Below are 25,581 nucleotides of genomic sequence, written 5' to 3' on the forward strand. Positions count from 1 at the left end.
CAAGCATCGTTTCTGCTTTGTTCGCAACGGCGATGCGATGATGACTCGCGCGGACCGAGGGCTGACAGATCGCCCCTAGCGTTGCCGATCGATACCCATCGCGGCCGACTGCCGGCGCAAGGCTTCACGATCATATTGCGACGGCGGCAGCAGCAGCGGGTCGACCGTGTCAGGCACGTCGTCGATCATCTGCCGGGTGATGCGGTAGGTGACATAGGCCAAAGCGCCGGCGATAAGCAGACGGAACATGGTTCATACTCCATTGGAACAGAACCAACCCGAGGAGACGGCATTTGGTTCCCTCGCCGATTATCCAGGCCAGGTCATCAAGAGCAGCGATCACTTCCGCTAACGCCCAGCCCGTTCCGGTATTTCGGCGATGCACTCCTCGAGACGCTCCAGGCGGAACTTGGCATTGCGAAGTTCGTGCCCTGCCTCATGCCGCCTATTGCGGCCCTGCGGAGAGGTCGCCATCAGGTCGCGCTCCAGTTCGGCAATGTGCGCACGCACCTGCCGGGCCTCGCCCCTCACGTAACGCCTTGATCCATCCACGCCCGCGCATCGGTCTTCCCGCCAGAACCCCCGAAAGGCATGCCAGACCTATGCCGGAGAGACCCCAATTCCAGGCAAGCCGGAACGCGCTAAATTTAACTTTCGCTAATTTAGCGCCGACAGGGAGGTTTTTGGCGAAGAAGGCCGGCGCCGCTTGGGAGGAGAAATGAAGCGCCGGCCAAGCGGATAATTAGGTCCGCCGCATAGCAGAAGGTAGCTGAGTCTTTCCCTGGCGTCATCGGGCGATTGTCTTCGTTGAAAGCGTACCCTCGCCGCCCGTCACCCGCGTGTCTTGACCATCATCCCGGCAATCTCCTTGAGCAGCTTTGCCGCAACGCCGGCGGTCAGGTTGGCAACGTCACGAGCGGGATTTAACTCAACAATATCAGCCACCACGATCGGCTGGTCGACCGACTGAATCAAATTGATGACCTGACGGGTGGTCAAGCCGCCGGGTTCGCGATGCGAGACACCCGGCGCAAAAGCCGGGTCGAGCCCGTCGAGATCCATCGAGATATAGACCGGCGTCGTGAGGTCGAGCCGCAGATCATCGTTGAAGTGCGCGGCCTCGATGACCTCGACACCGAACCGCTTGAACTGGTCGCGATGATGGTCGTTGACGGTGCGTAATCCAACCTGGATCAGGCGGTCGGCAAGCCTCTCTTCCATGATGCGGGCAAAGGGCGAGGTGTGGGAGCGCGGATTGCCCTATAAGCATCGTACATGTCAGGGTGCGCGTCGATGTGCAGAATGGTCAGGCTGGAGTGCCGGCGGCGCACCGCGCGCAGCACCGGCCAGGAGATGGCATGGCCGCAGGCATGCATGATGCCGGGATTGCCGGAACGGTAAGGTGCGTTGGACTGCTCGGTGATGCGCAATGCATCCATGTCGGCCCTGAGCGCAATTGCTCGGTTGCCGCTGCCGCGCTTCAACGTGCCGACGACGCCGGTGCCGCCAACGCCCTCGGTGACATCATCGAGGCCGAACTCACGCAGCTTGGCGGCGACGAAGGCGGCTGTACGCTTCTCCTCGAAGCCGAATTCCGGATGCGCGTGCAGATCGCGCCGCCAGAAAATCATCTCCTGCTTCAGCGCATCGCGATCGAGTTCAAACATTTTCCGCCCCTCCTGACCTAGTTTGCCAGTTGCGCGGCCACATCAAGCAGGATGTTAGCGCCGGCAACAAGCTCGGTATCTTCGGTGTGCTCGCGCGGATTGTGACTGATGCCGCCAGCGCTCGGCACGAAGATCATCGCGGCCGGGGCGATCCGCGCCATCATCTGCGCATCATGACCGGCGCCGGACGTCATCCGTTTGACGCCAAGACCACAGGCCCTCGCGGCGGCCTCGATCCGTTCGACGATGCGGAGGTCGAAGATCACCGGCTCGAAGCGGGCCAGTTGCTCGACCGAGATCGTCACGTTCTCGGCGGCGGCAAGCTGCTCGATATAGGCGGCAAGTGCCGTCTCCTCAGCCTGCAGACGCTGTTCGTCGGGATCGCGCAGATCGATGGTGAAGACGGCGCGCGAAGGAATGACGTTGATGGCATTCGGCTCGAAGCGGATCGTGCCGACGGTGGCGACGGTCGGCGCGTTCGAGGCCTTGGTCCGGTCGAGCAGGAAGGTGATGACCCGGGCGGCGGCGTGGCCGGCATCGCTGCGCATCGACATCGGCGTGGTGCCGGCATGGTTGGCGACGCCGTCAATGGTGACGCGTTGCCAGGAGATGCCTTGCAGATTCTCCACCGCGCCGATCGGGACACCCTCACGCTCCAGCACCGGCCCCTGTTCGATATGCAGTTCGAGATAGGCATGCGGTTTGAGGAGGCCGGGTTCCCGGTCGCCGGCATAGCCGATGCGTGCGAGTTCCTGCCCCAGCACGCTGCCGTCGGTGCCGACAGCCGCCAGCACCGTTTCGGCACCGACCCCGCCGGCATGGACCAGCGAGCCCATCATGTCGGGAGTGTAGCGCACGCCCTCTTCATTGGTGAAAGCGGCGACCGCGATCGGGCGCGACGGCGAAAAGCCGGATGCCCTGAGCGTCTCGATCACCTCCAGCCCGGCAAGCACGCCGTAGCAGCCGTCGTAGATGCCGGCATCGATGACGGTGTCGATATGCGAGCCGATAAGCAGCGGCGCCTGCCCGATATTTTCGGGACTTTGCCAGATGCCGAAAATATTGCCGACCCGGTCGATGGCGACATCAAGCCCGGCCTGCCGCAGCCAGCCGACGAAGAGGTCGCGACCCTGCTTGTCGGTGTCGGAGGCGGCCAGGCGGATCAGCCTGCCCTCATTGTCACGACCGACAGCACCGAGTTCGCGGATACGGCCAAGCAGGCGCTGTGCATCAATCTCGATCATGACATTGCCTCGGCTTTCATCTTGCCGGCCAGCACATCGGCTGGACCCATGCCAACCAGTTTTGCATAGCGATGCGGATCGGTGGCGCCTTCGGTGTTGATCACCAGCACCCGGGATCTGCCGTCGAGTCCAAGCTCGGCCTTGTTCTCGGCCGCCGCCCGGATGAGCCCGGCAAGACCGACGCCGCCGCTTTCGCCGGCGACGATCACCGGATCGCCGGTGCTCGGCCGCGCCAGCCGCCGCATCACCGCGACGGCGTCGGCCTCATCCACCGTCATGAAGGCATCGGCGGCGCGTGCCAGCACCCGCCAGGCGAGCGGAGAGGCCTCGTGGCATTCAAGCATGGCCATCACCGTCGGCTGGCCGTGCGCGACCTTGACCGGGCGCCCGACCTGGGCGGCTGCAAAAACACAAGCGGCACGCGCCGGCTCGACCACGATGAAGGTCGGCCTGGCATCAGCGAACACGATGGCGAGATGGCCGGCCAGCGCTGCGGCAATGCCACCGACGCCGGCCTGCACGAAGACATGGGTTGGCGTCCGAGGGAGCTGACGCAAGGCCTCGCGCACGATCGCCGTATAGCCTTGCATGACCAGGCCAGGAATCCGTTCATAACCCGGCCACGAGGTGTCGGACACAACGGTCCAGCCTTTCTCGGCCGAAACCTGGGCGGCTTGCCTGACCGAATCGTCATAATTGCCATCGACGCGGATCATCTCGGCGCCATAGCGGCCGATCGCCGCGATGCGCTCCTCGCTGACGCCGGCGTGGACGAAGATCGCCGTCCGCGCACCGACGAGTTGCGCGCCTTGCGCGACGGAGCGGCCATGATTGCCGTCGGTCGCACAGGCAAATGTCATCGCCGCAGCGACGGCCCGCACTTCAGGCTGATCGAGATCGGCCACATCGACGGGGCGGCCAAACCGGCCGCCGGCCGCCTCCAGCACCAGGCGGAAGACGGCATAGGCGCCGCCAAGCGCCTTGAAGCTGCCGAGCCCGAGGCGAAGGCCTTCATCCTTGATATGGATGGCGCTCAGTCCGAGTTCGGCGGCGAGCGCCGGCAGAGCATGCAGCGGCGTCATCCGGTGATTGTCGCGGTGGGCAAGAAAACGCTCGACCGTGTCGGCTCCGGCAACGCCAAGGGTTTCGGCATCGGCCGGATCGAGTGGCAGGCGATGCAGAGTATTGCGGTTGAGCAGGAACACTGGGCGGGCCTCCTTGGCGTTCAGCGAGAACATATTGCAGGACGGGCGCAATGAGCGCTGTAATATGACCTCCCAAATGCAAGTTTGTTTCGCCAGGGATATCTCCATTGCCTGTATTGCCACCCTCGCTCGACAGTTTCGATCTCGCCATCCTTGCCATCCTGCAGCGGGACAACACGACGCCCCAGCGCCTGATCGGCGAGGCGGTGAACCTGTCGGCGCCGGCGGTGCAGCGCCGCATCAAGCGGATGGAGCAGACCGGCGTCATTGCCGGCAATGTCGCGGTCATCGAGCCGGCGGCGGTCGGCCAGCCCATCACCATCTTCGTCGAAGTGGAGCTCGAGAGCGAACGCGCCGAACTGATCGACGCGGCCAAGCGGCAATTCTCGGCGACCCCTGAAGTCCAGCAATGCTACTACGTCACCGGCGAAGCCGATTTCATCCTGGTCATCACCGTGGCCGACATGGGCGCCTATGAGGCGCTGACGCGAAAACTGTTCTTCGACAGCAACAATGTCCGGAAGTTCCGTACTTTCGTTGCCATGGACCGGGTCAAGGTCGGACTGACGGTGCCATTGCCCGGCTGAGCGTTGCTGGCATGGCAGGCTCCGGCTGCCATGCTTCCGCCATTCTCCGGAAGCGAATTTGTCGGCGGAGGCCCGCTTGGACGACACCACCCCAGTTGCAATCATCGGTGCCGGGCCGGCGGGCCTGGCCATTGCCGCGTGCCTGAGGCAGGCCGGGCAGGATTTCGTCCTCCTTGAAAAAGAGCAGCAGGCCGCACCCGCCTGGCGACGCCACTATGAGCGCGTCCATTTGCACACGACCAAACGCTATTCCTCGCTGCCCTTCGTGCCCTTTCCAAGGGATTATCCGCGCTATGTGCCGCGCGATCTCTTCGCCGCATATCTCGATGCCTATGTGCAACGCTTCGACCTGCGGCCCCGATTTGGAGAAACCGTACGGGCGGTCACCCGGCAAGGCAGACGCTGGCTCGTGGACACGACGACAGGCCCCCTGCACGCTTCACACGTGGTGATCGCGTCAGGCAACAACGCAGAGCCGCTGATGCCGGGATTTGCCGGCGCAGATACCTTCGTGGGCAAAAAGCTGCATAGCGCCGACTATCGCAACGCCACGCCCTTTGCCGGCCAGTCGGTGCTGATCGTCGGCATGGGCAATACCGGCGCCGAGATTGCGCTCGATCTGGTGGAAGGCGGTGCGCGACCGACGATTTCGGTGCGCGGCGGCGTTCATATCGTGCCGCGCGAGCTGCTTGGCGTGCCCATCCAGATGATCGGCATGGCGGCGCGCCTGATGCCGCAACGCATCAATGATGCCTTGTTCCCCATCATCCTCGATCTGGCGCTGGGCAGGCTGGGAAAATACGGGCTCAAGCGGCCGCGGCAGGGAATGCTGCAGCAGATCGCCCTGGCGTCGCGCATTCCAACGATCGACGTCGGCACGGTCCGCAAGATCCGCGAGGGCGCAATCAAGGTCGCACCCGATATTGCCGAGATCACCGAACAAGGCGCCCGTTTTGCCGACGGCAGGCATGGCGCGTTCGATGCGATCATCTTCGCCACCGGCTTCAGGCCCGGCTACGCCAAATTGCTGGAGCCCGGCGTCCAGCCAGGGGGCAGCGGCGTCAACGCGCGCGCTTCGGACCTCGGCCTTTATCTCATCGGCTTTCACAATCCAGTCACCGGATTGCTGCGCGAAATCTCGATCGAGGCACAGCAGATCGCCGACGACATCCGCCTTGGGCGAAACCGGAAAAAGGCGGCTGAAATCCTGCCGGTGTGATCGGCGGTCTGCCTTATCCTAGTACAGTCCTCAGCATCATGCCGGCGATCTCCTTCGTCAGCTGGCGGCGACAAGCGCCGTCAAAGCCCCCTAAAGGGTGTTGCAAAGCTCAGGTGCAAAATCGTAGCTTTAACTTAGGAATTTATGCGAGACCTCGTATTTCGCAAATGGGACCAAGCAGCGCTTCATGGAACCTCTCAAATATAGCAATTTCCTAAGAATTTTGGCCTTCCCAAGAATGGTTGGGAATTTTAAATACGAGACATCAGAAAAAGATATATTTTTTAGATTTTCTGATACGAAGGAGAAACGTAGCAATATAATAAATCTAGTGGCTGTAGACAAAATTAATAAGAAATTCTGGATTGAAGCTGGGGTATACAGGAACATAACGACCTTTAAAGCACATTTTATAGAAAGTGAAGGAGTTAAATTTATCCGGGGATCATTTGTTAATAGCGGGACGTGGATATCGTATCCGGTTTTAATTTTAGCTTTTTTTGGATGGATATATTTATTGGCGTCCAATAAAAATTCGCCCGATATGGTTTTCTACCTCATGTTTTTTGCGGTTTTTCACCTAATCATTTCGATTTCATTCAACAGCCATATAAAAAATATTTTGAAATTTCTTGCAAACGAACTTGACGTGCATCCGTCCAAAACCGAAATCATTTCGAACAACTCCTGACTTTCGCGATACATATTCGCCACTGAAATCTATGCGTGGCGCGCAATATTTTTGCTGTTGTTGCTGCATCACCAGATGCACGATTAGGAGATCCCCGGCCGGCTATGCCGCCAGCAACCTCGTCTTGCGCAACCACACCTTGTTGTCGTGGAAGGCAGCACCGCCATAGGGCGCCGGCGCGTCGGCGCCAGTCAAAACGTTGATACCTTCACCGCGCTCGTGCGCGCTGTTTGGCCAGATGCCTTCGGCGATGACGACGCCGCGCTTGATGCCGTCGAACAGCTTTGCATGCAGCACGACTTCGCCGCGCGCATTGCCGACCTCGACACGATCGCCGTCGGCCAGCCCAAGTGCTGCGGCATCGTCGGGATGCAAAAGCAGTTCCGGGCGACCTTCCCTGGCCTTCGACACCGGTGTCTCGGCAAAGGTTGAATTGAGAAAATTGCGCGCCGGCGACGTCGTCAGCCGGAACGGATGCGCCTCATCGGCGACCTCGATCAGATCGACATGGTCGGGAAATTCCGGGAGCTGATCCACCGGGCCGAACAGACCCATGCTTTTCGGCGGCCGATTGGGCGCCGCCTGCCCGGTCCAGTCGGCGCGGAAACGGAATTTTCCATCCGCATGGCCAAATCCCCTGATGAAATGCGCGGTTTCGAAATCCGGCTGCAGGTCGACCCACTTGTCTTCCTTCAAGCTGTCAAAGCTGCCCAGCCCGCGCTTGCCCAGGATGATGTCGATATGCTGCTGTTCGGTCAGGCCGAAGCCAGGGCGATCGGCGACGCCGAGGCGCTCAGCCAATTGCTCGATGACGAAATGGTTGGTGCGCGGCCCTTCCGGCGGCTCGATCAGCTTGGGACCGAGCGTGATGTGCTGGTTGCCGCCGCCCTTGTAGACGTCGTCATGCTCCAGGAACATCGTCGCCGGCAGCACGACATCGGCGAGCTTGGCCGTGTCGGTCATGAACTGCTCATGCACGCAGGTAAACAGGTCGTCGCGCAGGAAGCCCTGCGTCACCAGTCGCTGCTCCGGCGCGACATTCACCGGGTTGGTGTTCTGGATCAGCATCGCCGTCACCGGCGGGCCGCCATAAAGCGCGTCGCTGGCACCTGTCAGCACCGGCCCGATGCGCGAATGGTCGAGATAGCGGATCGAGGGATCGCGCATCTTGGTGCCTTCCAGCACATCCTGGTTGAGCTTGAAGATACCGGAATTGGAATGGAAGGCGCCGCCGCCCTCATATTGCCAGCTGCCGGTGACAGCCGCGATGCACGACGCAGCATGCATGTTGACGGCGCCATTGCGCTGGCGCGCGAAGCCATAGCCGAGCCGAAAATAGGTTTTCTTGGTCGTGCCGGCGAGCCTGGCGAAGGCCTCGATCTCGGCGACCATCAAGCCAGTGATATCAGCCGCCCACTCCGGCGTGCGCGTCCTCAGATGCTCTTCCAGCCCCTTCGGGTCGTCGGTGTATTTTTCGAGATAGGCCCGGTCGGCCATGCCTTCCCTGAACAGCACATGCATGACCGCGCAGGCCAGTGCGCCGTCGGTGCCTGGTCTCAGCACCAGGCCGAGATCGGCCTGCTTCATCGTCGCGTTTTCATAGACGTCGATGACGACGATCTTCGCGCCGCGCTCCTTGCGCGCCTTGATGGCGTGGGTCATGACGTTGACCTGCGTGACCACGGCATTGGTGCCCCAGATCACCACGCAGTCGGATTTCGCCATCTCGCGCGGGTCCGGTCCGCGCAAGGCGCCGGCTCCCATCATCCAGCCAGTCCAGGCGAGATTGGTGCAGATCGAACCGAAAAACCCTGAATACTTTTTTGCGTGGCGCAGCCGGTCGATGCCGTCGCGCTGCACGAGCCCCATCGTGCCGGCATAGTAGTAGGGCCAGACAGTCTCCGAGCCGTATTTCGCCTCGGCCGCGATGAATTTTTCGGCGACGAGGTCGAGCGCGGCCTCCCAGCTTGCTTCCTTCCAGGCGCCGTCGCCCTTGGCACCGGCGCGGATCAGCGGCTTCAGCAAACGGTCGGGATGGTGGACGCGGTCGGCATAACGCGCGACCTTGGCGCAAACGACGCCGGCCGTATAACTGTTGGCCTTGGCGCCATGAACACGGCCGATGCGATTTCCGTCGAGCAGTTCGACCTCGAGCGCGCAGGTCGACGGGCAATCATGCGGACAGGCGGAATGGCCGATTCTGAGCTTGGCGCGCTGGTTCATGGGGGCAGACTAGTCATTTGGGATGGCGGCGTGTAGGGCCAGATAGCGCCTTCCCTTCTCCCCCTGTGGGAGAAGGGAAGAACGCTCCCCTACTCCGCCGTGCCTTCCTCATACTCCGCCGACATGGTCAGCCACTTCTCCTCGTGGCCGGCCAGCGTCTGGGCCAGTTGCGAGCGCTCCTTGGCCAGCCGTGTCGCCGTCGAGGGATCCTTTTCGTAGACCGCCGGATTGGACAGTTCGTCCTCGATGCCGTCGATACGCTTGCGGATGCGGTCCATCAGCGCTTCGGTGGCGCGGATCTCCTTGGCCAGCGGCTCGAAGGCGGCGCGGCGCGCCGCCGCATCACGGCGTCGATCGGCCTTTGACGCCTTGTCGGCCTCGCGCTTGCCACGGCGGTCGCCGGACACGCCGGTGACCAGCGTCTTGTAGTCTTCAAGGTCGCCATCATACGGGTTGACCGCGCCGTCCTTGACCAGCCACAGCCGGTCGGCGGTCGCCTCGAGCAGATGACGATCATGCGAGATCAGGATCACCGCGCCGGGAAATTCGTTCAGCGCGTGGATCAGCGATTCGCGGCTGTCGATGTCGAGATGGTTGGTCGGTTCGTCGAGGATGAACAGGTTCGGACCCTCGAAGGCCGACAGGCCCATCAGCAGCCGCGCCTTCTCGCCGCCCGACAGATCCTTGGCGGCGGTGTTCATCTTCTCGGTCGTGAGGCCGAACTGGGCGACGCGGCCGCGCACCTTCGATTCCGGCGCCTCCGGCATCAGCCGGCGGACATGCTCGTAGGCGTTCTCCTCAGGCCGGAGATCATCGAGCTGATGCTGGGCGAAGATCGCCACCTTCAGCCCGGGCGCCACCGTCATGGTGCCACTCTCCTGCTTGAGCCGGCCGGACAGCAATTTGGCGAAGGTCGACTTGCCGTTGCCGTTGGCGCCGAGCAGCGCGATGCGGTCGTCGGCGTCGATGCGCAACGTCATCTTCTTGAGGATCGGCTGCCCCTCTGTGTAGCCGACATTGACGTTGTTCAGAGCCACGATCGGCGATGCCACCGTCTTCACCGGTTCGGGGAACGAAAACGGCCGCACCGAATCGTTCACGATGGCCGCGATCGGCTTCATCTTTTCCAGCGCCTTGATGCGCGACTGTGCCTGTCTCGCCTTGGAGGCCTTGGCGCGGAAGCGTTCGACGAAGGATTCCATGTGCTTGCGGGCGGCTTCCTGCTTGACCCGGCCCTTCTCCTGCAATTCCTTCTGCTCGGTGTACTGGCGCTCGAACTGGTCGTAGCCGCCGCGCCAGAAGGTCAGCTTCTTCTGGTCGAGATGCACGATCGAGTTGACGGCGCGGTTGAGCAGGTCGCGATCGTGCGAGATCAAAAGCACTGTGTGCGGGTATTTCGACACATAGTTTTCCAGCCACAGCGTGCCTTCGAGGTCGAGATAGTTGGTCGGCTCGTCGAGCAGCAGAAGGTCGGGCTCGGCAAACAGCACCGCGGCGAGTGCCACGCGCATGCGCCAGCCGCCGGAGAAGGACGAGGCCGGACGCCTCTGCGCAGCGTCATCGAAGCCGAGGCCGGCGAGAATGGTGGCGGCGCGGGACTCGGCTGAGTGCGCGTCAATGTCGGCCAGCCGCATGTGGATATCGGCGATGCGGTGCGGATCGGTCGCCGTCTTTTCTTCTTCGAGCAGCGCCGTGCGTTCGAGATCGGCCTTGAGCACGATCTCGATCAGTGGGTCCTCGGTGCCTGGCGCTTCCTGCGCCACCTGGCCGATGCGGGTGCTCTTCGGCAGGCTGATCGAGCCTGTCTCGGATGGAAAATCACCGGTGATGGCCTTGAACAGCGTCGTCTTGCCGGTGCCGTTGCGGCCGACAAGGCCGGCCTTGGTGCCGGCCGGCAAGGTCAGCGAGGCATGGTCGAGAAGCAAACGTCCGGCCATGCGGAGCGATAGGTCGTTGATGATCAGCATGGCCGCGCTTTTGCACCGGACATCGACGCTTCGCAAGACCTTGTGGGCCAGTTGGCCGCACAAGGCCTCGAAACGACGCCCGCGAGGGCGCCGTCAAAGCAGTCGGTCAGTGGCTCTCGCCTATCGGCCAGGCAGCGCTCAGGCAGTCGCCTTGCGCTTCGTCGCCTTGGCTACAGTGGCCGGCGCTGCTACCGGCTTGCGGCCAAGTCCTGTCGACTTTGCCAGCGCCGATCGTGTCGCCGAGTAGTTTGGCGCAACCATCGGATAGTCCGGCGGCAAGCCCCATTTGGCCCGATAGTCGTCCGGGCTCAGGCCGTAGTCGGTCCGCAGATGCCGCTTGAGCGACTTGAACTTCTTTCCGTCCTCAAGGCAGATGATGTAGTCGGGAAACACCGACTTCTTCGGATTGACTGCCGGAACCAGGTTTGGGGTTTCAGCGACAGCTGCACCAGCGAGCTTGCGGACCGAAGCACTGACGCTGGCAATCAACTCGGGCAGACCGGAAGCCGGAAGAGGATTGTTGCCTACATAGGCCGAGACAATATCGGCCGTCAGCTCGATAACGGTCTTATCATCGATATTTGACAATTCTTTCACCTTATTTGCGACAAAATCATCCACCCCAGCGAAGACTTGTGTCGATGTATCTCTTTAACCGCGTCCCCCAACGGACCGCCAAGTCTCAAAAAGGAATCAAGAATCGGCAAAAGTAGCTTTCATGCGAAATCGGCGCTATGCAAATTAGAAAATCTAATACTTGGAACTAGCAGACTTCGCAGCAGGACTGTCGGCCAATATCTCCAGAATACGCTTCCAGCGGGCACAGCGCCCGAAATCCTTTTGCTCTATCGCCTTTTCGGCCTTCATCGCGGCATAAAGCGGCGCCTCGGCGCCAAATTCCTTGATCAGCCAATGCGCTTCCTGAATGGCCAGAGTTTCATTTTCGTCAAACATGGTTTTCGGCCTCCGAACGTTCCACACCGACCGCGACGCAACTGCCGATGACGAGGACGGCGCCGACAATGGCCGTCATCGTCAGCCGTTCACCGGACAGGGTCAAAAGCAGGGTCGAAGCGATCGGCGTGAGATAGGCGACGACCGCGACCTTGCCGCTGCCTTCGAGCTTCAAGGCGCGTGACCAGAAATAGTAGCCCAACCCCATCGGGCCGGCGCCCAGATAGAGGCCAAGCGCCAGGTCCGTGCCGACGGGCCAGGTGAAACCGTCGCGAACGCACCACAGAAACGTCAAGACGACGCCGATCAGCGCCGATGGCAGCAACAAGCGATCCGGCGAGGTGGCAACCCGTCCCACCATGATCGAATAGAAAGCCATGCAAAGTGCCGACCCGAATGCGGTGAGATAGCCGACGAGATCGCCCTGGAGCCAGGATTGGTTGCGGCCTCCCGAAATCACCAATGCAACGCCAATGAAGCCCACCACCGCGGCAAGGCCCAGCAGCGCCGGGCGCCGCGGATTCTGCAAGGCGATGACCGCCGCCGCGACCATCAACGGCCAGGTGTAGGCCATCAGATTGGCCTCGATCACCGGCATCGAAGCGAAGGCTATGTATTGCAGCACCATGGTGCCGACCAGACCGATGAAGCCGACCGCGAGAGAGATGAGCGCCGCCCCGGCCGTGACCGGCGCGGCTCTTTCCCGGCTCATCAGCCGGATCGCGGCGAAGACGAGTGCGGCGCCCGCAAATTGCAGAAACTGCACCTGCGACACCGGGTGGCTGGCCAGCAAGGATTTGCCGACTAGCGCATTGGTTGACCACAGCGCTACCGCGCCGGCAGCGAAGACCAGCGCGGATATCGAGCCTGATCCATGCCGAAGCAACCGGCCTGGGACTCTATCTTGCTGTTCGACCATGATCCTGTCCGAAAACCGGTTCCCACTTTTCGGGATCATGGTTCCTTACCATGATTCCCTGGCTCCGCCCGGAACCGGCGCATCGACGGGGGCCGGCACCGGATGCTCTGCCTCGAACCGGCGATAGGCCGGCAGCTGGTTGGTCCAGACATCTTCGGCCAGCTCATTGACCCACTCACGGTCGTGGTCGTTGTCGGCGGCGAGATAGAACATTCTGTTATCGTCGACATAGGGTTTGGCCACCGAGCGCTGGTTGAGCACCAGCGTGACGCGCTCGCCGAACCGGATCGGGGCGGTGCGATGCAAGACCCCCAGGAACTGCCCGAGCGTCGCGTAATTCATCTTGTGATCGATGCGCATGACACGGTTGCGCGGGATTTCGCGGCCGGATTCGAGGATGGCGCGGCCGGTTTCGGAGTCGTCACAATAGATTTCGAGGTGGCCGCCGACCAGCGGATTGCTGATCGACAGCGGGATGAGTTCGGTGACCGGAACGCCATCGCAATGCCATTCCACGGCGCCGTCCTTGGGGTTCATGAAGGTGACCGTCGAGCCGACGATCGACAGCGGATAGGGCTCCAGCTTGGTGCCCATCATGTCGGACAGCCGTTCCAGGCGCAGCTTGTCATGCAGCAATTCCTTGATCTCGGGGATGAAACGGTCGGCCCCGGTGATGAAGGTCAGATCGAGGTGCTTGTGCACGGCATGGCTGGCCTTGAGCTTCAGAGCAGCCACCTCGATCGCGGCAAGCAGTGCCGGGTCATAGCCGTGCAGATATTGCGCGACGCCGAAACTGGACACTTTCCAGGCCGTCTCATGGCCGATGATGGCTTCACGGCTCATCGCGTAGCGCAGTTCGGGAATTGTATGGGCGTTCATTCTACTTCTCCAGGAGGGGGCAACACTTGGTGAACAGTCGATTAATTCACCCACCCCTGTAAAATTAGGAATGCTGGTGCTAGTGTAAGCCAAGCTTAAGGTCGAAACCGTGCGTCTGCTCAGTCAGGTCAACCTCAATTCGCTTAAAATCGTGGAGAGTGCTGCGAGGCACGGGAATTTCACGCGCGCCGGCGAAGAACAGTTTATCACCGCTTCAGCGGTCAGCCAGCGCGTGAAAAGCCTTGAGGATCAGCTGCGCTTCAAGATCTTCCAGCGCGGCGGCAATGCGGTGTCGCTGACGCCGGAGGGCGAGACCTATGTCTCGCGCGTTCGCGAGGCGCTCGAGCGAATCGTCGCCGCCAGCATGGAAGCGACCGGGCAATCACAGGAGCATGTGTTGAAGATTTCCGTGTTGCCGACTTTTGCCGCACGCTGGCTGTTTCCGCGTCTGCCGCTGTTCCAGCGGCAATACCCGGACATCGAGATGCGCGTTTCGACCTCCTACGCGACGCATGAGTTCACGACTTCCGAATTCGATCTTGAAATCCGCTACGGCGACGGTCACTTTCACGGGCTGCAATCCGATCTGCTGTTTCGGGAAGACCTGACGCCGGTGTGCAGCCGCAAGCTGTTCCATGAAGTCCTCGGCGATAGGCAGCTGTCGAAGGTGACACCGGACGACCTCAAGCACTTCACCCTGCTGCATTCCGATACCTGCACCCAGAACTGGCAATCCTGGCTTGGTTTCGCCGGCGCCAGCTTCGTGCTCAGCGAGACCAAAAGCATCTATTTCGACTCGTGCATGATGTCCTACGAGGCAGCCAATTCTGGGATGGGTTTTGCGGTGGCCAACCGTGCCTATATGGCCAGCGATATCCGAGCCGAAAGGCTGGTGGCTCCATTCGCCGTCCACCATCCGAACACGGCTGGTTGGTATTTTGTCTCCCCCCCAAAGAGCCTTGCCGCTCGCAAGGTCCAGCTGTTCAAACAGTGGGTGATGGCGGAAGCGGCTCTGACGCAGTGCCAGATGGACAGCGAAATCAGCGGCGAGGCTTCGGCCGCTATCTGAATTTCAGGCAAGCATTTGGTTGTCTGCCGATGAGATTAGACCGGCAAGAGCAAGTTGAGGGCCACCGGTTAATGGACGTCCAATCCATACAGCCTGCCTTGGTCGGCAAGACCGTTGAACTCACGCCGCTTCAGCAGGACCATTCCTTGGGGCTTCTGAGCGCGGCGGCGGATGGTGTGCTGTGGAACCTGAAGTCCACGGTGGTCCCCGGGCCAGACACGATCGATGCATATATTGAAGGCGCCCTGGCCGGACGACAGGTCGGCACTGTCATGCCTTATGCAGTCGTCCTGCGCAGCACGGGGCTGATTTGCGGAAGTACGCGCTTTTGGAAGATCGATCGCGCAAATAGAAAGCTGGAGATCGGGCATAGCTGGCTAAGCAGCTCGGTTCAGCGGTCCGGGGTCAATACCGAGGCGAAGTATCTTCTCCTGACCCATGCCTTCGAGGTCATGGGATGTGTCCGGGTGCAATTCACGACAGACGAACAGAACGACACGTCAAGGGCAGCCATTCTGCGAATTGGGGCCAAGCAGGAAGGGATCGTTCGCAACGAGCGGATCATGCCGGACGGACGGAAGCGCAATTCAGTCCGGTTCAGTATCATCGATTCCGAATGGCCTGACGTAAAGACGATGCTGCGGCACAAAATGCAGCGATAGTGAGCGCGGGACCTCAAACCTTCGGAACCACAACCGCAAAACGTCGCAGGGATCAGGCGAAAGCCCTGCCCTCTTCGGTGCGCTGGAAGAGCATCAGATCCAACCCCAGGCTTGGTCGTCCCAGGATGGTCAGAATCGTATGCGCCTGGCCGCGGTGGTGGGTCTGGTGGTTGAAGACATGGTCCAGCGCCGGCGCCAGCCTTTGCGAGACCGTGCGCATGTCCGAGACGGTCATGTAGGTGAAGCGGCCCGTCAACGCCTTGTCGCTGAGGCCACCGACCCAATCGATGATCCTCCTGTCCTCGGCTTCACGCGCCATCCGCAGGCCGGCCAACCCCCGATGCAGGACGGCGTCCAGCGTCGTCGGCGCGTCGCCCTCACCGGTGAATCGCTTCATCCAGATGCGGTCGGCTGTCAGCAGGTGGTTGAGCGTGCCCATCATCGAGCCGAAGAAAGCGCCGACGTCGCGGTTGAATTCCTCTTCGTCGAGTTCGGCAGCGGCATCATAGATGCGGCCATTGGCCCATTGATTATAGGCCGCAAACATCATGAAATGCTGTCTCATGGCTTCCCCTCGGCTCGCGTCGATGCGGGGCCTACCTAACCCGCAGGAACGCCGCCGCCAATGACCATTCTGCTCTATGACCTCGTCGGACGCGACACCACACGTCCGTTCAGCCCGCACTGCTGGAAGGTGGCGATGGCGCTTGCCCACAAGGGGCTCGACATATCAACCGCGCCGACGCGCTTTCTCGAGGTGCCCACTGTTGAGGGCGGCGTTTCGAGAACCGTTCCGGTGATCCGGGATGGCGAGACGGTCGTCGCGGATTCCTTCGCCATCGCGCTCTATCTCAATGAAGCCTATCCGGACCGGCCGACGCTGTTTGGCGGCGAAGGCGGCAAGGCGATGGCGCGCTTCATCGAACGCTGGTCGCAACTGACCATCCATCCCTATGTGACCACCGCGGCAATCATGGACCTTCATGCCATGCAGGACGCGGAAAACGCCGTCTATTTCCGCCAGAACCGGGAGCAGCGTCTCGGCAAGCGGCTGGAAGACGTGATGGCAGCCCGAGACGCCGGGCGCGGCGCCTTCAGGGCCTCGCTGGAACCCTTGCGTTCAATGCTCGGCTATCAGCCATTCATCGGTGGCGGTTCGCCGCTGTTTGCCGACTATATCGTCTTCGGCGCGCTGCAATGGGCGCGCATAGCCTCGCCTTACCAACTGCTCGACGACGGGGATGTGGTGGCGCAGTGGTTCGCCCGCTGCCTCGACCTGCATGGCGGGCTGGGACGAAAAGTGGCCGCGGCAGCGTGACGCCGCAACGCCTGACCTTGCCGCAAGGCAGCACGTGGGCCGTCAATGTCCTGCAAAAAAGGTCAGCCGCAAGGCGATAGCCAGGCCTTACTTGGCCGCTACCTTCCTTGGCTTGCTGGCCTTCGTGGCAGCTTTTGCTTCCTTGGGGGCGGCTTTTGCCTTGCCGGCGCCAGATGCCTTCTTGGCTGCCGACTTCCCCACGGCATCCTCCTGGTCGACATCGGCTGCCGCCTGATGCCAATGGCGCTCATGGTGTCCAGCCGGCTGTCCCTCTTGCAGCCAGATCTGATGCGCGCGGTTGCGAATGCGTTCCTGACGATCGTCTGCCATGGTCATGTTGTCTCCATGCGGGCCGACTTCAGCGCGGCGCCGACGCGAGAGTATAGCAAGCAACGCGTTGCTGTGCAGCTGTCTGGTCTCGGCGGTGGTCTACCTCATCGGCGCTGGCCCTATACAGAACGCACGCTTGATCTGGCCCTTCGCTATCGCTCCGGGCATTAGCCACTCGGAAAGCCAAGCAATTGGCTTTCCGTCCGCCTCGCGGACCGTTCCTCACCCCTTGGCAATGAGCCGGGCGGCTTGTATAGAGCCCGCCACTCTCAATTCCATTCACAGACAAGGACGACCCATGGCGCTCGAACGCACATTTTCCATGATCAAGCCGGACGCAACCCGGCGCAACCTCACCGGCGCCATCACCAGGATGCTGGAAGAGGCCGGCCTGCGCGTCATCGCCTCGCGCCGGGTCTGGATGAGCCGCCGCGAAGCTGAAGGCTTCTATGCCGTCCACAAGGATCGCCCGTTCTTCGGCGAGCTGGTTGAATTCATGTCGTCCGCACCGACCGTCGTGCAGGTGCTGGAAGGCGAGAATGCCATTGCCAGGAACCGCGAAGTGATGGGCGCCACCAACCCGGCCAACGCCGCCGAAGGCACCATCCGCAAGGTGCATGCGCTATCGATCGGCGAAAACTCGGTGCACGGCTCCGATGCGCCGGAGACCGCGGCAGAAGAGATCAAGTACTGGTTCTCGGACACCGAGATCGTCGGCTGAGCCGATAGTCCAGACGTTGGATCCCGTAAAAAGACCGGTGTTTTCGCCGGCCTTTCTCATTGACGGTCAGCTCGCGGCGCTAAGGCGCAGGATCTCGCGGCCGTCCTTGTCTGATATAACGAGCTTGCCGGCATCGACACTGTATGACGCGGCCTTGGCCAATGCATCGAACATCGCCTTTTCCTCAGCCATCACCTCCGGCGCGCAGGCCTTGTAGGTCGAGCCGATGTCGCTGACCGCTATTGTTTGGCCATCGACCTTGGCGGTGGCGAAATAGGTGTTGCAGGGGCCGCTGCCGCCTGCCTTGCCGGCCCCGCTGACCCTGAACGTCGCTTGCGGGGCGGCAATGGCACCGATGCCGTCGACATAGTCGACCAGCCAGAGCTGGTCAAAGACCGAAACCGCCGGCTCGGCGCTCGGCGTCACCATCTTCAGCATGATGGTCTGCGGCACGTCGGTCAGCGGATCGACCTGATGGCGCATGTCGGAGATGAACAGGAGCTTGTCATCGACGGTAATCCTGGCTTGCAGCGCATAAGTCATCTGCGACCGGATGAGGGAAGGGTCGAATTTGATCTCGAAGCTGATCGGCACCTGGCCGGTCGGATTCACTTTCTGCTCGCCGATAATAGTGGCCGGCGCATCGGCCAGTGACACATCCGCAAGCTGGACGGAGAGCACGGCACTGGGCGGCAAGGCGATGCGCTCGCGATAGATCACCTCGCCTCTCACGGAATCTTCGGCGGCAACAGACAGTTCCGGCACGGCCAATATGCCGACGACCAGAGGCACGAAACCGAAGACGAAGAACTCAGCGATCCTGTCCAGCATGACCATCTCCATTGCCCCGGGCCGCCAAGTGCCCAGGCTGGACAGTGCCCCGGGGCTGCCAATGTCCCGGCTGTCAACGCCCAGGCTGACCAGCCGCGCTCAATTAGCCAAAGGATTGCGGTCAATGCATGGCTGCGGCGGTATTTTAGTCTGACGATTTCCAGCGGCCGGCCGCCTCGTCGTCGGCCTCCTTGGCCTCGACCCAGCCGCCCTCCGAGCCGTCAGCGCGATGCTCCTTCTTCCAGAAGGGCGCGCGCGATTTCAAATAGTCCATGAGGAAGCTCGCCGCCTCGAACGCCGCCTGGCGATGCGCCGAGGCGGTCACCACCAGCACGATGTTCTCGCCGGGCGCGACCTTGCCGTGGCGGTGGACGGCGGTGAGGCCCTGCAACGGCCAGCGCTCGACCGCCTCGGCAGCGATGCGGGCGATTTCTGCTTCGGCCATACCGGGATAGTGCTCGAGCTCGAGCGCCGACAAGGTGCCCTGCTCGTCCCGGCAAAGGCCGGAGAAAGAAACCACCGCGCCGATATCGGCGCGGCCTTGCGTCAGTCTGGCGATCTCGGCGGCGACGTCAAAATCCTGCGCCTGAATGCGCACGACGGGTACGACCGCACCGGTCATGTCAGCCTCCGGTCATCGGCGGGAACAGCGCAATCTCGCGCGCGCCTGCGATCTTCTCGCCGTGCTCGACATGTTCCCGGTTGATGGCGACGCGGATCACGTCGGGATATTGCAGCGCATGCTCGTATTCTTCGCCGCGCGATTTCAGCCAGCGCAGGAGATCGGCGACCGTCTCGATGCCAGCAGGCAAGTCGATGTCTTCCTCAGCCACGCCGATGCGTTCGCGCACCCAGGCAAAATAGATGAGCCGGGTCGTCATCTCACTCGTCCATGATGTGCTTGAGGCCGGCACGGAAATAATCGTAGCCGGTGTAGAGCGTGACCAGGGCCGCGATCCACAGCAGCACCAGCCCGGTCTGGGTGGTCAGCGGGAAGATCTTGTCGCCGGCAGGCCCCGCAAGCAGGAAGGCGATGGCGACCATCTGGATCGCGGTCTTCCATTTTGCCAGCTGCGTCACCGGCACCGAGACCTTCAGCGCCGCCAGATATTCGCGCAGGCCCGAGACGAGGATTTCGCGGCAAAGGATGATGATCGCCGCCCACAGCGACCATCCGGCGATGCCGGCATGACGGTCGGTGTCGGCGGCCAGCAGCAGCAGGCAGGTGGCGACCAGCAGCTTGTCGGCGATCGGGTCAAGCATCTTGCCGATGTTGGAGGTCTGCTGCCAGGCGCGCGCCAGGTAGCCATCCAGATAATCGGTGATCGAGGCTAGCAGGAAGATGATCAGTGCCGACCAGCGGGCGAAGTCGCTCGACTTCAGATGTCCTTCGAGAAAAAAGCACAGCACCACCAGCGGCACCGCGACGATGCGGGCATAGGTGAGCATGTTGGGAAGGTTGAACGCGCGCTTGGCCATATCCGGGGGACTCTTTCTGCCTGCGTACTCAAATCAGATGCGAATGTGGGGGGTCAACAGGCCAGAATCGATTGGCCAGTCGAAAATACCCCGAATCCTTCTCAAAAGCGTGATGCATGTCGTTACCCCAAAACCGCTGCGCACTTTTGGGCGACGTGCATCAGCTCTCGTGGAAATGATTGTAGACCAGTTTGGCGACCTGTTCGGAAATACCGTCGACTTTCCTCAAATCCTCGATAGCCGCGCGGCTGACCGCCTTGGCGGTGCCGAATGCCAGCAGCAAAGCCCGCTTGCGGCCTGGGCCGATGCCGGCGATCTCATCGAGTGGGCTCTTGACCATTTCCTTCTTGCGCCGCGCACGGTGCGAGCCGATGGCGAAACGGTGAACCTCGTCGCGCAGGCGCTGGACGAAATAGAGCACGGGATCGCGCACCGGCAGCGAAAAAGAGTCCCTGTCCCTGACGAAAAAGCGCTCGCGGCCGGCATCGCGGTCCTGCCCCTTGGCGATGCCGATCGCAACGACGCGATCCTCGATGCCGAGATCGGCGAGAATCTTGCGCACCGCCGTCATCTGGCCCTGGCCACCGTCGATCAGGATGACGTCGGGCCAGGCCGGGAAGCTGCCGGAGATATCGTCTTCGATATCCTCGCCAGCTTCGGCTGCCGCCGCATCGTGGGCCACGGCAACATCGCCATGCTCCTTGAGCAGCCGCGAAAACCGCCGCTCCATCACCTCGCGCATCATGCCGAAATCGTCGCCAGGCGTGATCTCGGTCGAGCGGATGTTGAATTTCCGGTACTGGTTCTTCACGAAACCTTCCGGTCCCGCGACGACCATGGCGCCGACCGCATTGGTGCCCATAATGTGTGAGTTATCATAGACCTCTATGCGCACCGGCGGCTTAGGCAGGCCGAAGGTCTCAGCAAAGCCGGCAAGCAGGCGTCCCTGTGTGGAGGTTTCAGCCAGCCGGCGTCCGAGCGCCTCGCGGGCATTTTGCAGCGCGTTGTCGATCAGGTCCTTCTTCTCGCCACGCTGCGGCACGGAGATCGCGACCTTGCGGCCGGCGCGGGTGGAGAGCGCCTCGGCCAGCAACTCCTGATCCTCGACGCCATGCGACAAAAGAACGGTCCGCGGCGTCGGCTTGTCGTCATAGAACTGCGCCAGGAACGAGCCCAACACCTCCGCCGCTTCCAACGCCGGATCGGCCTTGGGGAAATAAGCGCGGTTGCCCCAGTTCTGGCCGGTGCGAAAGAAGAACACCTGGATACAGACCTGGCCGCCTTCCTGATGGATGGCGAAGACATCGGCCTCGTCGACGGTCGCCGGATTGATGCCCTGATGGCTCTGCACATGCGACAGGGCGGCAAGTCGATCGCGATAGATGGCGGCACGCTCGAAATCGAGAGCTTCCGACGCTTGCTGCATGGCGGCCGAGATTTCCGTCTTCACCTTCTGGCTGCGGCCGGACAAAAAGTCCTTCGCCTCGCCGACCAGCTCGGCATAGTCCTGGTGCGAGACCTCGCCGGTACAGGGGCCGGCGCAGCGCTTGATCTGGTACAATAGGCACGGCCGCGTGCGGTTCTCGTAAAAAGAATTGGTGCAACTGCGCAGCAGGAAGGCGCGCTGCAGCGAGTTGATGGTGCGGCCGACGGCGCCAGCCGAAGCGAAAGGGCCGAAATAGTCGCCTTTGCGCGAGCGCGCGCCGCGATGCTTGTAGATGCCGGGCGAGACATGGTCGCCGGTCAAAAGAATATAGGGAAAAGACTTGTCGTCCCGCATCAGCACATTGAATCGCGGCCGCAAGCGCTTGATAAGATTGGCTTCGAGCAGCAGCGCTTCGATCTCGGTGCGGGTGACGACGAACTCCATCGTCGACGTCTCGCGCACCATGCGGCCGATGCGGGTAGTGTGGAAGCGGCCTTGCGCATAGTTGGTGACGCGCTTCTTCAGGCTGCGCGCCTTGCCGACATAGAGCACATCGCCGGCGGCGTTCATCATGCGATAGACGCCGGGCGCGTTGGGCAGCCGCTTGACGAGTGTCTGGATTACCTCGGCGCCGACCATGCCTTCGGCGTCGCCAGCATGCGGCGTCCAGTCAATAGCGGTGAAGGCGACACCAGGACCGGCTGGTTCGACGATCTCCTCGACCGCCTCGTCCTCGAGGTCGATATCGGGGGGCAGATCGTCGGTGCCACCGCGCGGCTTGTTTTTGTGGTCTACAGGACTCATTCCGCCATGCCTGTCACATCGGGCGTCTGCCACGCAAGATGCTGGCCACCATCCAGCGCAATCATCTGGCCGGTGACCGAGCGCGCTTCCCAGAGATAGCGGATTGTGGCGCCGAATTCCGGCAATTCCGGGCCGCGCTTGAGGATCAAGCCGTCAACCTGCGCGGCGAAATCGCTGTCGTCCTGGCGCGCGTTCTTCAAGGTCGGCCCCGGACCGATGGCATTGACGCGGATGCGAGGGCCGAGCGCCTGCGCCATCATCTGGGTGGCTGTCCACAGTGTCGACTTGGAAAGCGCGTAGGAGAAATAGCGCGGTGTCGGCCGCCAGACGCGCTGATCGATCATATTGACGATCAGGCCCTCCTGCCCTTCCGGCAACGCCCGGGCGAAGTTCTGCGCCAGGAGCGCCGGCGCCTTCACATGAACGGCAAAGTGCCGATCCCAGGCCCGCCAGTCGAAGTCCAGAACCGAATCGTCCTCGAACAGCGACGCATTGTTGACCAGCAGCGAGAGCGGTCCGAGCGTTGCTTGCGCCTGGCCGACGAGATCGCCGACGGCATCCATATCAGTCAGGTCGGCCGCGATCACCACAGCGCGGCCGCCGCTGGCGATGATTGCGGCAGCCAACACATCGGCCTCGACACGCGAGCGGTTGCAATGGATGGCGACGGCAAAACCGTGTGCGGCGAGATCCTCGACGATCGCCCTGCCGACCCGTTTGGCCCCGCCCGTCACCAGCGCGGTGGCAGTGGCTCTGCTCATATGGTGTCAATCCTCAATTTCGGCCCGAAAACACGGTGCCGGCGAAATATGGCCCGGCATGCGTTAAATGGCGTTCGCACCTTGGGCAGCATTGTGGCGAAATGGCCGGTTGGGCGTCCCGACTCGTCTTTGACTCAAAGCCACCCGAGCGGAATATAGGACGCTGGACTCCTTGCACCAAGCGGTGTGCGGCGCAGCATGGAACGGCTCCTGCCATTTCGCTGTTGCGAAGATGCAACGTCAAGGTTCCGCCTCATTCGCGCCGGGTAATGACCCAAGTTCAGGTTCGCTTCAGCCGCATTTTGACACGACATTTGGAACCGACGAACGCCAGATCCGTTTCACCCCCCGGACGGGTAGATGGCGATCGTGAGAAACAAGCCTGTGTCCTGTGGCTTAAGGAGTAAAGAACAATGCAAGCCAATCTCAAATTCGCACGGCCGTTGGCCGTCGCGCTCGGGCTCTTCGCCCTCAGCGGAACCGCTTATGCCGCGGACGTCGTTTCCGAAGAGCCCCCGGCACCCGCGCCGATTGCTGAACTTCCTGTCGCGTCGTGGGCCGGCCCCTATGCCGGTCTCAACGTCGGCTATGGCTTCAGCGGCCATACCAAAGAAAAGGATCTGGGTGTCGACAACGTTGACGTCGGCACCAAGGGCTTCGTTGGCAGCGTCTTCGGCGGCTATCAGTGGCAGCAGGAGAACTTCGTTTACGGTGCTGAAGCCGAACTCGGCTACAACGGCGTCAAGGGCGACGATTCCGGCGTCAATTCCAAGGCCGGCTTCGAAGGCTCGCTGCGGGCCCGTCTTGGCTATGCCGTGACCCCGGAAATCCTGCTCTATGGCACCGGCGGTCTCGCCGGCAGGAGCCTGAAGGTGGAAGATTCCACATACGGCACAGACCGCGCCACGATGATCGGCTGGACGGCTGGTCTCGGCACCGACATCAAGCTGACCGACAATGTCTTCGGCCGTGTCGAGTACCGCTACACCGACTTCGGCAGCAAGAGCTTCGATGGTATCGGCAAGGTCAAGGCCACCGACAATCGCGTCACCTTCGGCGTTGGTATGAAGTTCTAAGTCGTTCAAGCCACGACACGAAAAAGCCGGGCCTCGCGCCCGGCTTTTTTTGTGCCCGAGTGATCACGCGGGGAATCCGATCGGTCACCCCAGGTGATCAATCGATCACCCGGGAATGCACGGCCTCAACTCTGGAAACTTCTCGTCGAAGCGCGCTGCCCACCGTGTCAGTCGGGCGCGACCCTTCTCCCATTTTCCGGCAAAGCGCAGCGAGAGATAGCCAAGGCAGGCGCGCAGCGCCATTTGGCCGGCAGTGATCTTCTTCGGCAGTTTTGGCGGGTTGGCGTTGAGCAGATCGAGTGCCGCCGTGATCTTTGACCACTGGCGATCGAGCCAGGGCTGGTAGACCATCTCCTCAGGCCGCGTGCGCCGTTCATAGACCATCGACAGCGCGCAGTCGCAAATGCCGTCCGCCAACGCCTCCAGCACTTCCGCCTCGAGCCGCTTGTCGGGATTGCGCGGGAAAAGCGCGCTCTTCGAAACCCGGTTGAGGTGCTGGGTGATGGCGCGGCTGTCGTGGATCGAGCGGCCGTCGTCGAGCACCAGAACCGGGATCTTGCCGAGCGGGTTGGCGATCATCAAGTCGGCCGGCTTCTCCTCGGTCTTGATCGGCACCAGATCGACGGCGATGCCGGCATAGGCTGCTGCCATTCGTACCTTGGAACTGTAGGGAGAAGACGACGCATAGAGCAGTCTGGGCATGATAGGGTTCCTGTTTTGCAGGCGGGCAGTGTTGACCGATCAGGCGCGATCGAGCAATGGCCAGAAGCGGAAAACCCGGCCGCCAGCGAGCGACATGTATCAGCGTCGTTGACCAGGGGCCGTTTAGCGAACGCTCCATGATGATGGCGCGTTCATCACCATGGCAGCTGTCGCGAACCGGCTTGTATCCAAGCCCGGCGTAAAATGGCTCTGCCGTCACCGAGGACGGCACGGTCAGCACGGTGACACCACCCCGCGTGCGCCGCTTCCTCGACCTCCGCCATAAGTCGTTTGCCGATACCATGGCCTCGCAGTTCAGGATCCACGAAGACGGATCGAACAATGCTTCCATCGAGGCTGGCTGGTCCAACGATCCTGCCACGCACAACCGCGACAGAAACCCTCCGCTTCCTCAAAAGCACAGAGACAGCGGATGGGCTGAAGCTCTGCTCCACACGAGCGATGATGTCTTGCGAGTAGTCTTTCGCATTGGTCTGTCGCAGAGCTGCCAGGATCACGCGGCTCACGGCTTCCGCATCATCCTCGTTTGCTCCGCGAATCGTGAGCTCCAAAGTCACTTCACCATCAGGCAGCCGACCCGGATTCCTTGCCGCGCAGACAGTGGCGGCACGCGGATCGCTGGTCGACAACAAAGACTGAAAAAGCTTCGCGCCGAGATTTGATCCGCCATCGTTGACGCGGACCAAGCCCCACCGGACTTCGCCCTATGGCGAAGTCCTGGGAGCTGCGAAAAGATATCCTCCATCCGCCTCTGTTCTCGCCTTCCAAGTGACCAAGCAGCGAGTGCGGCGCCTGTCAGGCACCCGCCCTTGACTGTCTCGGCACG

Annotated in this window: 29 protein-coding genes; 8 read left to right on the forward strand and 21 right to left on the reverse strand. The window is 61.8% G+C overall.

Annotated elements, in window-relative coordinates:
- Nucleotides 1-75 precede the first annotated feature (75 nt).
- The 5 genes from ASD99_RS34045 to ASD99_RS08830 all read right to left on the reverse strand — a co-directional run bounded on the left by ASD99_RS34045 (nucleotide 76) and on the right by ASD99_RS08830 (nucleotide 4,116).
- The gene (locus ASD99_RS34045; protein WP_082525442.1) at nucleotides 76-249 is read right to left on the reverse strand and encodes a hypothetical protein; all 174 of its coding nucleotides are present in this window, start codon (nucleotides 247-249) and stop codon (nucleotides 76-78) included.
- A 582-nt stretch (nucleotides 250-831) separates the two neighbouring features.
- Nucleotides 832-1,221: an arginase family protein gene (locus ASD99_RS34280; RefSeq protein ID WP_056587087.1), complete on the reverse strand. Its 390-nt coding sequence runs from the start codon at nucleotides 1,219-1,221 to the stop codon at nucleotides 832-834.
- Nucleotides 1,194-1,667, reverse strand: coding sequence for a M20/M25/M40 family metallo-hydrolase (locus ASD99_RS34615; protein ID WP_057143356.1), 474 nt, complete (start codon nucleotides 1,665-1,667; stop codon nucleotides 1,194-1,196). The genes ASD99_RS34280 and ASD99_RS34615 overlap by 28 nt, the downstream gene beginning before the upstream one ends.
- A 17-nt stretch (nucleotides 1,668-1,684) precedes the next feature.
- Entirely contained in the window at nucleotides 1,685-2,911 is a 1,227-nt protein-coding gene (locus ASD99_RS08825; RefSeq protein ID WP_057143357.1) for a Zn-dependent hydrolase, read from the reverse strand.
- On the reverse strand, nucleotides 2,908-4,116 hold the full coding sequence (locus ASD99_RS08830; RefSeq protein WP_057143417.1) for a diaminopropionate ammonia-lyase: 1,209 nt from the start codon (nucleotides 4,114-4,116) through the stop codon (nucleotides 2,908-2,910). Before ASD99_RS08830 ends, ASD99_RS08825 begins: the two co-directional genes overlap by 4 nt.
- A gap of 107 nt (nucleotides 4,117-4,223) precedes the next feature.
- Between ASD99_RS08830 and ASD99_RS08835 the strand changes: the two genes are divergently transcribed.
- The 3 genes from ASD99_RS08835 to ASD99_RS33200 all read left to right on the forward strand — a co-directional run bounded on the left by ASD99_RS08835 (nucleotide 4,224) and on the right by ASD99_RS33200 (nucleotide 6,613).
- Nucleotides 4,224-4,703: an Lrp/AsnC family transcriptional regulator gene (locus ASD99_RS08835; RefSeq protein ID WP_056587075.1), complete on the forward strand. Its 480-nt coding sequence runs from the start codon at nucleotides 4,224-4,226 to the stop codon at nucleotides 4,701-4,703.
- A gap of 76 nt (nucleotides 4,704-4,779) precedes the next feature.
- Nucleotides 4,780-5,922, forward strand: a complete 1,143-nt coding sequence (locus ASD99_RS08840) for a flavin-containing monooxygenase (protein WP_057143358.1) — start codon at nucleotides 4,780-4,782, stop codon at nucleotides 5,920-5,922.
- A gap of 187 nt (nucleotides 5,923-6,109) precedes the next feature.
- On the forward strand, nucleotides 6,110-6,613 hold the full coding sequence (locus ASD99_RS33200) for a hypothetical protein (protein ID WP_156388956.1): 504 nt from the start codon (nucleotides 6,110-6,112) through the stop codon (nucleotides 6,611-6,613).
- 102 nt (nucleotides 6,614-6,715) lie between these two features.
- On the opposite strand, the gene ASD99_RS08845 is transcribed toward ASD99_RS33200, so the two are convergent.
- The 6 genes from ASD99_RS08845 to ASD99_RS33865 all read right to left on the reverse strand — a co-directional run bounded on the left by ASD99_RS08845 (nucleotide 6,716) and on the right by ASD99_RS33865 (nucleotide 13,555).
- Nucleotides 6,716-8,836 carry a molybdopterin-dependent oxidoreductase gene (locus ASD99_RS08845; RefSeq protein ID WP_057143359.1) on the reverse strand — a complete coding sequence of 707 codons (2,121 nt, stop codon included), beginning with the start codon at nucleotides 8,834-8,836 and terminating at the stop codon, nucleotides 6,716-6,718.
- Between the two features lie 89 nt (nucleotides 8,837-8,925).
- A complete protein-coding gene (locus ASD99_RS08850) occupies nucleotides 8,926-10,803 on the reverse strand; it encodes an ABC-F family ATP-binding cassette domain-containing protein (protein ID WP_056587069.1) in 1,878 nt (625 codons plus the stop codon).
- Between the two features lie 138 nt (nucleotides 10,804-10,941).
- Nucleotides 10,942-11,391: a MucR family transcriptional regulator gene (locus ASD99_RS08855; protein WP_082583211.1), complete on the reverse strand. Its 450-nt coding sequence runs from the start codon at nucleotides 11,389-11,391 to the stop codon at nucleotides 10,942-10,944.
- A 162-nt stretch (nucleotides 11,392-11,553) separates the two neighbouring features.
- Nucleotides 11,554-11,757 (reverse strand): hypothetical protein, encoded by a 204-nt coding sequence (locus ASD99_RS08860; protein ID WP_056587064.1) that lies wholly within the window; start codon nucleotides 11,755-11,757, stop codon nucleotides 11,554-11,556.
- The gene (locus ASD99_RS08865; protein ID WP_057143419.1) at nucleotides 11,750-12,676 is read right to left on the reverse strand and encodes a DMT family transporter; all 927 of its coding nucleotides are present in this window, start codon (nucleotides 12,674-12,676) and stop codon (nucleotides 11,750-11,752) included. The genes ASD99_RS08860 and ASD99_RS08865 overlap by 8 nt, the downstream gene beginning before the upstream one ends.
- 45 nt (nucleotides 12,677-12,721) lie before the next feature.
- A complete protein-coding gene (locus tag ASD99_RS33865; RefSeq protein WP_056587056.1) occupies nucleotides 12,722-13,555 on the reverse strand; it encodes a hypothetical protein in 834 nt (277 codons plus the stop codon).
- Between the two features lie 109 nt (nucleotides 13,556-13,664).
- Here ASD99_RS33865 and ASD99_RS08875 point away from each other — a divergent pair, with 109 nt between their 5' ends.
- Complete coding sequence (locus tag ASD99_RS08875) at nucleotides 13,665-14,624, forward strand: LysR substrate-binding domain-containing protein (RefSeq protein ID WP_056587053.1); 960 nt, start codon at nucleotides 13,665-13,667, stop codon at nucleotides 14,622-14,624.
- 71 nt (nucleotides 14,625-14,695) lie between these two features.
- Complete coding sequence (locus ASD99_RS08880) at nucleotides 14,696-15,286, forward strand: GNAT family N-acetyltransferase (RefSeq protein ID WP_057143420.1); 591 nt, start codon at nucleotides 14,696-14,698, stop codon at nucleotides 15,284-15,286.
- Nucleotides 15,287-15,338: 52 nt separating this feature from the next.
- On the opposite strand, the gene ASD99_RS08885 is transcribed toward ASD99_RS08880, so the two are convergent.
- On the reverse strand, nucleotides 15,339-15,851 hold the full coding sequence (locus ASD99_RS08885) for a DinB family protein (protein ID WP_056587049.1): 513 nt from the start codon (nucleotides 15,849-15,851) through the stop codon (nucleotides 15,339-15,341).
- A 60-nt stretch (nucleotides 15,852-15,911) separates the two neighbouring features.
- Between ASD99_RS08885 and ASD99_RS08890 the strand changes: the two genes are divergently transcribed.
- Nucleotides 15,912-16,604, forward strand: coding sequence for a glutathione S-transferase family protein (locus tag ASD99_RS08890; protein ID WP_057143360.1), 693 nt, complete (start codon nucleotides 15,912-15,914; stop codon nucleotides 16,602-16,604).
- 87 nt (nucleotides 16,605-16,691) lie between these two features.
- On the opposite strand, the gene ASD99_RS08895 is transcribed toward ASD99_RS08890, so the two are convergent.
- A complete protein-coding gene (locus ASD99_RS08895; RefSeq protein ID WP_056587043.1) occupies nucleotides 16,692-16,940 on the reverse strand; it encodes a DUF2934 domain-containing protein in 249 nt (82 codons plus the stop codon).
- A 292-nt stretch (nucleotides 16,941-17,232) separates the two neighbouring features.
- On the opposite strand from ASD99_RS08895, the gene ndk reads away from it, so the two are divergent.
- Nucleotides 17,233-17,655: a nucleoside-diphosphate kinase gene (gene ndk / locus ASD99_RS08900; RefSeq protein ID WP_013532476.1), complete on the forward strand. Its 423-nt coding sequence runs from the start codon at nucleotides 17,233-17,235 to the stop codon at nucleotides 17,653-17,655.
- Nucleotides 17,656-17,721: 66 nt separating this feature from the next.
- Here ndk and ASD99_RS08905 read toward each other — a convergent pair whose 3' ends face one another.
- The 6 genes from ASD99_RS08905 to ASD99_RS08930 all read right to left on the reverse strand — a co-directional run bounded on the left by ASD99_RS08905 (nucleotide 17,722) and on the right by ASD99_RS08930 (nucleotide 22,956).
- Nucleotides 17,722-18,486 (reverse strand): YbaY family lipoprotein, encoded by a 765-nt coding sequence (locus ASD99_RS08905; RefSeq protein ID WP_056587169.1) that lies wholly within the window; start codon nucleotides 18,484-18,486, stop codon nucleotides 17,722-17,724.
- Between the two features lie 145 nt (nucleotides 18,487-18,631).
- Nucleotides 18,632-19,108: a molybdenum cofactor biosynthesis protein MoaE gene (locus ASD99_RS08910; RefSeq protein WP_056587040.1), complete on the reverse strand. Its 477-nt coding sequence runs from the start codon at nucleotides 19,106-19,108 to the stop codon at nucleotides 18,632-18,634.
- A 1-nt stretch (nucleotide 19,109) separates the two neighbouring features.
- The gene (moaD, locus tag ASD99_RS08915; protein WP_056587038.1) at nucleotides 19,110-19,367 is read right to left on the reverse strand and encodes a molybdopterin converting factor subunit 1; all 258 of its coding nucleotides are present in this window, start codon (nucleotides 19,365-19,367) and stop codon (nucleotides 19,110-19,112) included.
- A 1-nt stretch (nucleotide 19,368) separates the two neighbouring features.
- Nucleotides 19,369-19,965, reverse strand: a complete 597-nt coding sequence (gene pgsA / locus ASD99_RS08920; RefSeq protein ID WP_023673449.1) for a CDP-diacylglycerol--glycerol-3-phosphate 3-phosphatidyltransferase — start codon at nucleotides 19,963-19,965, stop codon at nucleotides 19,369-19,371.
- Between the two features lie 160 nt (nucleotides 19,966-20,125).
- Complete coding sequence (gene uvrC / locus ASD99_RS08925) at nucleotides 20,126-22,195, reverse strand: excinuclease ABC subunit UvrC (protein WP_057143361.1); 2,070 nt, start codon at nucleotides 22,193-22,195, stop codon at nucleotides 20,126-20,128.
- A complete protein-coding gene (locus ASD99_RS08930; protein ID WP_057143362.1) occupies nucleotides 22,192-22,956 on the reverse strand; it encodes an SDR family oxidoreductase in 765 nt (254 codons plus the stop codon). The genes uvrC and ASD99_RS08930 overlap by 4 nt, the downstream gene beginning before the upstream one ends.
- Before the next feature lie 413 nt (nucleotides 22,957-23,369).
- Here ASD99_RS08930 and ASD99_RS08935 point away from each other — a divergent pair, with 413 nt between their 5' ends.
- Nucleotides 23,370-24,032, forward strand: a complete 663-nt coding sequence (locus tag ASD99_RS08935) for an outer membrane protein (RefSeq protein WP_056587030.1) — start codon at nucleotides 23,370-23,372, stop codon at nucleotides 24,030-24,032.
- 105 nt (nucleotides 24,033-24,137) lie between these two features.
- Here ASD99_RS08935 and ASD99_RS08940 read toward each other — a convergent pair whose 3' ends face one another.
- Both ASD99_RS08940 and ASD99_RS08945 read right to left on the reverse strand, forming a co-directional pair.
- Nucleotides 24,138-24,734, reverse strand: coding sequence for a glutathione S-transferase family protein (locus tag ASD99_RS08940; protein WP_056587027.1), 597 nt, complete (start codon nucleotides 24,732-24,734; stop codon nucleotides 24,138-24,140).
- Between the two features lie 155 nt (nucleotides 24,735-24,889).
- Complete coding sequence (locus ASD99_RS08945; RefSeq protein ID WP_320410761.1) at nucleotides 24,890-25,312, reverse strand: GNAT family N-acetyltransferase; 423 nt, start codon at nucleotides 25,310-25,312, stop codon at nucleotides 24,890-24,892.
- Nucleotides 25,313-25,581 lie beyond the last annotated feature (269 nt).

The organism is Mesorhizobium sp. Root695 (assembly GCF_001428185.1).
Lineage (GTDB): Bacteria > Pseudomonadota > Alphaproteobacteria > Rhizobiales > Rhizobiaceae > Mesorhizobium.